Consider the following 6,663-nt stretch of genomic DNA (forward strand, 5'->3'; position numbering starts at 1 on the left):
TTAAATAGTTATTAATAACGAAAGAGGAGAGGGAAAATTATGTTCAATCAAAGAACAAAAAATGGCGTCAAAAAAATCCTAGCAATTACAGCAGCTAGTACGGTGTTTTCGATGTTTGGATCATCAATTTCTATCATAGAGGCGGCGTCTGCTCCAGGAGTTTATGTTACACCTAAAAATAGTGTTTCTTCAGATATTATTAGCATAGACTGGTCTCCTGTTCAAACAGCACCTTATACATATTGGGCTGTACATAACTGGAACCAGGGGGGAGAAGCTGGTGGGTATGCTGGATTCCAACAACAAAGCGGTTTTGATGAAAATGGAAAGCGTACTTTGCACTTTGCAGTTTGGGATCCTATTTCTTCTAAGGAAGCAATAAAAGCAGAATATGTATCCCCTACATCAGTTGCAAGTAATTTTGGTGGAGAAGGAACAGGTCTTAAAATTCAGACGACATATGATTGGAAGAATTATAATTGGTATCGCATGACAATGCGTTCTTGGCAAGAGAATGGACACACAAAATTTGGACAGTGGTTAAAAGATGTTTCAAAAAACCAATGGAAGCTTATTGGGATTATGGACTTTCCAGTTCCTAACGTTACATTTAACTATGGACAAACGCTGTTTCAAGAAGACTGGCTTGGTAATGGACAAGATGTAAGAGAGGCACGTGTAAAAAATGGATATGGAAGAAATATCTCAGATAAAAAATGGACATCTTGGAATACTCAATCAATAGAGGGGCAAGAGCCATTGAATAATAATTGGGATGGGGGAGCTACTTCAGAATATCTTTGGTTTAAGGCTGGGGGAGACTCTCGATCAACTATTGGAACAGGAAAAACATTTACGTTAAATCAACCTAGCCAACCTGAAATAGGAAAACTAGATTATGATGTAAAGTCTATGTATTATGAAAATGAAAAATTAAATATAACTTGGCAATTAAAAGATAGTAGTACACCTCAATTTAAGGGGAAAATTGAAATTTATAATAATGAAAATATGACGGGCCAACCGATTAACGTAATTAATGATATTAAATCTTACCAAAATGGAATCAGTCAATCTATATCATTACCAACAAATACTTATGCAAAAATTGTATTAACAGATATATTTGATCAAACTGTTGAAAAAAAGGTGAAAATCAAAAATGAATCTCCAAACATTTTAGAAGGGGATCGGTTTGCATGGTCGATGAAGGGTATAGGAGATTTTGAATTTGCAAAACTTGATTTAAATAAATCAACAGAAGAATTGCAAGTTAGTTTAATAGCAGGTACACCACACAATTATTTTGATAGTACGTATGCAAGTATTAAAGTACAGGATACATCAGGTAAAGTGGTATATAACAAAGAGATTTATGGGAATACCCAACAAAATGCTGAATCAAAAACAGTCCCAGTAAAAGTAGGCAATTTTATTGAACTTACACACCTAGAAGGTGGAGAGAGGGCGACATTAACAAATCTGGATAATAATAAACGCGAAAGCTTTGATAAAAAAGTAATATATGAAGTTACAAAGGATGGTCTGAAGAAAGTAAATCAAATTGTTAATCCGAAACCGGACACAGAAGCTCCAACACAGCCACAAGGATTATATGCAAGCAATGTTGCATCAGACAGTGTAGAGCTAAAATGGAATCCTTCTACAGACAATGTGGGTGTAAAAGAATATCAAGTGTTACGTGATGGACAATTGATTCAAACGGTACAAGGAACGACGTTTACTGATCAAAACTTAACAGCTAATAAGGAATATAAATATGCAGTGAGGGCTGTAGATGCAACTGGAAATACATCGATTCAAAGTGATATTCTTCCAATTAAAACAAAAGATCAAAATGTATCTTATGAAAAATGGGATCCAAAGAAGGCATATACAAAGAGCGATAAAGTAGAGTATCAAGGGAAATTTTATGAAGCGGTTCAAAGCTATCAAGGAAATGGAGATCCTACTTGGATATTTGCCTTATCTTTATGGCAACCATTTAAAATGATATAAAAGTCTTTTACTTAATTTTTATATATTCGTTTAGTGGTCTCAAAAATATGTTTAGATTTTAGCAGAAGATTTCAAAATTGTAAGGGGAAAACTTAAAAACTGTATATAAAGTAAATGGTAGTAAAAATACCAAATCTAAATTTTGTTAAGAAAATGTACTGAAAAAATTGATTATATCAAGTGGGAAATAGCTTTATCACTGAGAGAAAAAAACTGTACACAGGGCATCTAAAAAGATACCTTAGCAATAACGACAATTAGGGAGAAGTATTAACTAAGGTACCTGGGTGGATGGTTGCATAGTAAATATGCAATTTTGAGCATTGTTGAATGTATTGGGATATTCAACAAGTTCAGAGTAACACAAAGTTTCTGTTAATTCAGCCGGTAAATTTGTCCAAAAAATACGAAGCTATAAATTCATTTTTTACCTCTATTGTGGATTTATAGACTCTAATAAACATGTGATTTGAATTTAAAAGAATACTTTTATAGACTTTTACTTGTCTATTATGAAAAATATACGATTTAGGAAAGTTCCTGAGCATATCATTAAGATTAGGTCACAGGATATATATAACCCTTAAATCATGAGACTCGAAAATATCTATGCATATCTTGTCATAACACCAAGACTTTTGGTAACTCTTTATTAATTAGAGGTGATGTCATGTTTGATGAGAATGATAAGCTGATTAGGAGGCATAGAGATGGAACTAACTAAATTGGAAAAGGTAATTGTTATTAGTACTTTTGTTCAAGGATTAGGTGAGGAATTCCTTGAAAATAGCAAGGACAATCATTCTTTAAAACAGCTACTTAGAGAGATAGAAAAGGTGTTTAATGATTCAACATCAAATCAAATGCGAGAAGCAGCTGAAAGTGTACTAGAAAAATTTATTTATGATTTAATAAAAGAAAACAATCTGCCACTACCAAAAATAAATTAAGATTTATTGGAGAAAGAGAGGGCAGTAAGGGAATACCTATAAGGAATCGCTACAGTTTCCCTATAAAAATCAATATCAAGCTTGCATAAAGAATAATATATAAAGAGATTATTCTCTTTATATATGCCAAAAGTCAGTTACTTGTTTTCGAGAATCATGTTTTCTAACTATCTTCATTATTTTCTGCATTGTATTTGGTGATGGCACATAATCCTTGTCATTACACAGTTGACCTAATGTATTTCTGTTTACCTTACTAGCTTTAGAAAAATCCTGAATTGAGTAATTGTAGCTAGCTAAAAATTTAGCTAGCTTTGTTCTATGTCTCCCAATACCTCTACCCCACACGTTAATCTCCTCCATAATCTTTTTTAATCATCCTTGTCCGAAATGCAAAAAACTATACGCAATTGCACAGAAAAATTTGCATATTGTACAAGCTATTCACAATAAGATGTATCAAGGTTGCTACCAAAGTAGCTATCAAGATACCTCTACCAAACTTCTAAGTTTGTAAGTCCATGTATCATCGACATTCAAAATTCTGTTTATAAAGGGGAAATTTATATGTTAACTACATTTATCTCTTTAGGAGCTTTAGGAGTAACGACAATTGGAGGGGCGCTGTTAGAAAAGCATCTTGTAAAAAACGATTATGTTGCAGCAGCGAAACTTGTAAGAGAGGGAATATATCATGGTATAAGGATAGGTGGAGTTTGTTTCATTGGTTATGTATTCATTCAAATTGTGGTGATGTTTTAAGGAGGAAATTACATGGGGATTTTAAAGGATTGGCTTCATAAACAAACTTTGAAGAATCGACTTATAGAGGTGTTTGTAAAGGCAGGTTTATATGTAGATCATCAAACACGAGGTGGGAAAGTACCCATTTACCCGAAGATACATGATATTTCTTCCTCAAAAGAAAAGGTTCGATACATATTTACCATTCCAAACGGATTAGATCCGAAAACCATTGAAAAGAAGTGGTTTTGCTTTCAACAAATATTAGGGCGTAATGTAGCAATTGAAGGTGATATTAAAAGATTTGTACTTAATGTGTTTCATTCGGATGCTGGGCTACAAGCATACAATTACAGTTATAAGAAGTGGCAGCCATTACTTATACAACATCATCTTCCTGTAATTGTGGGGCGTGACCAATTTGGAAATATGATTACGTATGACATGATTGCTTCAAACACGCCGCATCTTCTAATTGCAGGAGAGACGGGGAGCGGGAAAAGTAGTATGGTACGCGTTGTACTGTCTACACTTATTCAATATATGTCTCCTGATAAATTACATTTGTACCTGGGCGATTTGAAGAATTCCGAATTTCATTTCTTGCGAAGGGTGAAACACGTAAAAGAGGTTTGCATGGAAGAAATAGAAATGAAGATTATGCCGCAGAAAGTGTGGAAGGAAATACGCGAACGTAGAAAATTGATGGAAGAGTATGAAGTAGATCATATTGACGAATACAACAAATTAAATCCTGATAATCAGAAACCATATATCTTACTTGCTATCGACGAAGTGGTTATGTTGCAAGATGAAAAGGAATGTATGTCTATAGTTGAAAAAATATCGGCAGTCGGAAGGGCACTTGGAGTTTTTTTAATGCTAAGTATGCAACGACCTGATGCAAAAGTGTTGGATGGTAAGCTAAAGCTCAATATGACGGTTAGAATGGGCTTTAAATGTGATAGTACAATTAATAGTAATATTATGGGTACTCCTGGTTCAGAACGCTTGGAGCAATCTGGCCAAATGATATTAAAGTTAAATGGATTAAAGAAAGTACAATCTCCTTATTTAGAATTAAGTAAAGCCAAGAAGATAGTTGAACCTTATCGCGTTCCGAAAGAGAATATAAAGTTGCAAAACCTACCACAAGAAGAAAATCAATTATTCGGGGTGTTAGATTATGAGGAATAGAGACAAAGCCATACTAAACAATTTGAAGCGTTTTAGATGTATGTCTCGTGATGACATTATTGATTTGCATTTTCAAGGATTAAAGAACGCGGTTACATGCTGTAATACGGTGATGAAGCGATTAAGAAGAGATGGTCATGTGAATGCCAATATCTCGCAACAGCCATACATTTACTTCCCTCAATCCAGCACACTTCGCAAAACTAGCCAAAAGATTCCCCACTTTCTAGGCATATTAGATGTGTATAAACAGCTTATCTATTATGAAAAACCTAAACTGTTTAAAGTGGAGCCAAAGTATGGTAAAGAATTCATGGAACCTGATGCATTTACAATTTGGCGTAGATCTCCATTTTTCATTGAAGTCCAGAAGTCAGTTTACAGCAAAAAAGTTATGCAAGATAAAATAAATAGGTATGAATTATACTTCCACAGTCAGGAATGGCATAACGAATCTTGGCAGCCAAAAGAATCTAAATTCTTTCCATCAATACTTATAATTACTGAAAAGTATTATAATATCAGCTCTTTTAGCCTACGTATTTTTCAAGCTTCTTCAATTAGTAATTTCTTGAATAGCCTTGCTGTAAAAGCACAGTAACAGTCCCTAATTAGGTTTTTCTTTCTAAAGAGGTTTCTTAATTTACATCTACGTTTATTAGGTCATCATTGACTGAATGAGTTCATATATTATTTTGCCAATGTGAATTCTAATACAGTTTCTGTTATTAATACAAGTAGCAATGCTGTTATCGCAACAATTTCAGTATATACACTCCTTAGTGGTATTTCTATAACACTAAATGGTTAAAAAGCTTTTGTAGTAATAGAAGTATTTTTCGGAATCTATTTCTTAACGATTCGTCTCTCATCAATAACATATGATAATTGATATTGGATGTTTTCTACCTTAAAAGCTAGTTAGGCGATAAAAATAACATGAATGGACATAATAAGTTTGGTAAATTCATGTATTACTTTTTTAATCCTAGGTATTATATTGCTTATAAAAGGATGTGTTAGAAGTGAGAATTGGAGTAGTTAAAGAGATAAAAAAGGGAGAAGCACGTGTAGGAATGACCCCTGAAAATGTTCGGAAGTTAGTTGAAGAAGGGCATCAAATCTTAGTAGAAAAAGACGCAGGTATTGGATCAGGATATACAAATGATGAATATACAGGCGCAGGTGCAAATTTAGTAGTACAAAGAGAAGCTTGGGAAGTCGATATGGTAGTTAAAGTAAAAGAACCATTACCTGAAGAATATCGTTACTTTAAAAAAGATCTTATAATCTGGGGTTTTTTACATCTGGCTGCGTCGAAAGAGTGTGTAGAAGCAATGAGAAATGCTGGTACTACTGCAATTGCAGGAGAAACAATTAGTGAAGATGGTGTTTTGACATTATTAAAGCCAATGAGTGCAATTGCTGGGCGTCGTGCTGTATTCATGGGAGCATATTATTTAGAAAAACAACATCAAGGAGAAGGGATTTTATTATCAGGTATTGAGGGAATTCCTGCCGGAAATGTAGTTATTTTAGGTGGAGGAAATGCTGCAACTAATGCCTGTGATATGGCAATTGGAATTGGATGTAGTGTTACAATCCTAGAGGTTAATCAAGAAAGAATTGCATATTTAAGAAAGCAATACGCAACAGAAGAAGTAAATATAATTGAATCTAATACTGAAAATCTAGAGCGAACGATTAAAGAAGCAGATTTATTTATTTCAACAATTTTAATACCAGGATCTCG

Annotated in this window: 8 protein-coding genes; 7 read left to right on the forward strand and 1 reads right to left on the reverse strand. The window is 33.7% G+C overall.

Going from position 1 to position 6,663, the window contains the following annotated elements:
• Nucleotides 1-39 precede the first annotated feature (39 nt).
• On the forward strand, nt 40-2,019 hold the full coding sequence (locus ACQGS6_RS20685; RefSeq protein ID WP_000483136.1) for a DUF3472 domain-containing protein: 1,980 nt from the start codon (nt 40-42) through the stop codon (nt 2,017-2,019).
• Nucleotides 2,020-2,729: 710 nt separating this feature from the next.
• Nucleotides 2,730-2,969 carry a hypothetical protein gene (locus ACQGS6_RS20690; RefSeq protein WP_000424047.1) on the forward strand — a complete coding sequence of 80 codons (240 nt, stop codon included), beginning with the start codon at nt 2,730-2,732 and terminating at the stop codon, nt 2,967-2,969.
• Nucleotides 2,970-3,086: 117 nt separating this feature from the next.
• On the opposite strand, the gene ACQGS6_RS20695 is transcribed toward ACQGS6_RS20690, so the two are convergent.
• Nucleotides 3,087-3,332 (reverse strand): helix-turn-helix domain-containing protein, encoded by a 246-nt coding sequence (locus ACQGS6_RS20695; RefSeq protein WP_043308935.1) that lies wholly within the window; start codon nt 3,330-3,332, stop codon nt 3,087-3,089.
• Between the two features lie 204 nt (nt 3,333-3,536).
• On the opposite strand from ACQGS6_RS20695, the gene ACQGS6_RS20700 reads away from it, so the two are divergent.
• The 5 genes from ACQGS6_RS20700 to ACQGS6_RS20720 all read left to right on the forward strand — a co-directional run.
• Nucleotides 3,537-3,731, forward strand: a complete 195-nt coding sequence (locus ACQGS6_RS20700; protein WP_426965515.1) for a hypothetical protein — start codon at nt 3,537-3,539, stop codon at nt 3,729-3,731.
• A 12-nt stretch (nt 3,732-3,743) separates the two neighbouring features.
• Entirely contained in the window at nt 3,744-4,910 is a 1,167-nt protein-coding gene (locus ACQGS6_RS20705) for an FtsK/SpoIIIE domain-containing protein (protein WP_426965516.1), read from the forward strand.
• Complete coding sequence (locus tag ACQGS6_RS20710; RefSeq protein WP_016513387.1) at nt 4,900-5,511, forward strand: replication-relaxation family protein; 612 nt, start codon at nt 4,900-4,902, stop codon at nt 5,509-5,511. The genes ACQGS6_RS20705 and ACQGS6_RS20710 overlap by 11 nt, the downstream gene beginning before the upstream one ends.
• A 102-nt stretch (nt 5,512-5,613) precedes the next feature.
• A complete protein-coding gene (locus tag ACQGS6_RS20715; protein WP_276307927.1) occupies nt 5,614-5,721 on the forward strand; it encodes a hypothetical protein in 108 nt (35 codons plus the stop codon).
• A 214-nt stretch (nt 5,722-5,935) separates the two neighbouring features.
• Nucleotides 5,936-6,663, forward strand: a 728-nt coding sequence (locus ACQGS6_RS20720) for an alanine dehydrogenase (RefSeq protein ID WP_426965517.1), incomplete at its 3' end; no start/stop codon positions are given.

It is taken from the genome of Bacillus sp. GMs2/2 (assembly GCF_050172095.1).
Lineage (GTDB): Bacteria > Bacillota > Bacilli > Bacillales > Bacillaceae_G > Bacillus_A > Bacillus_A cereus.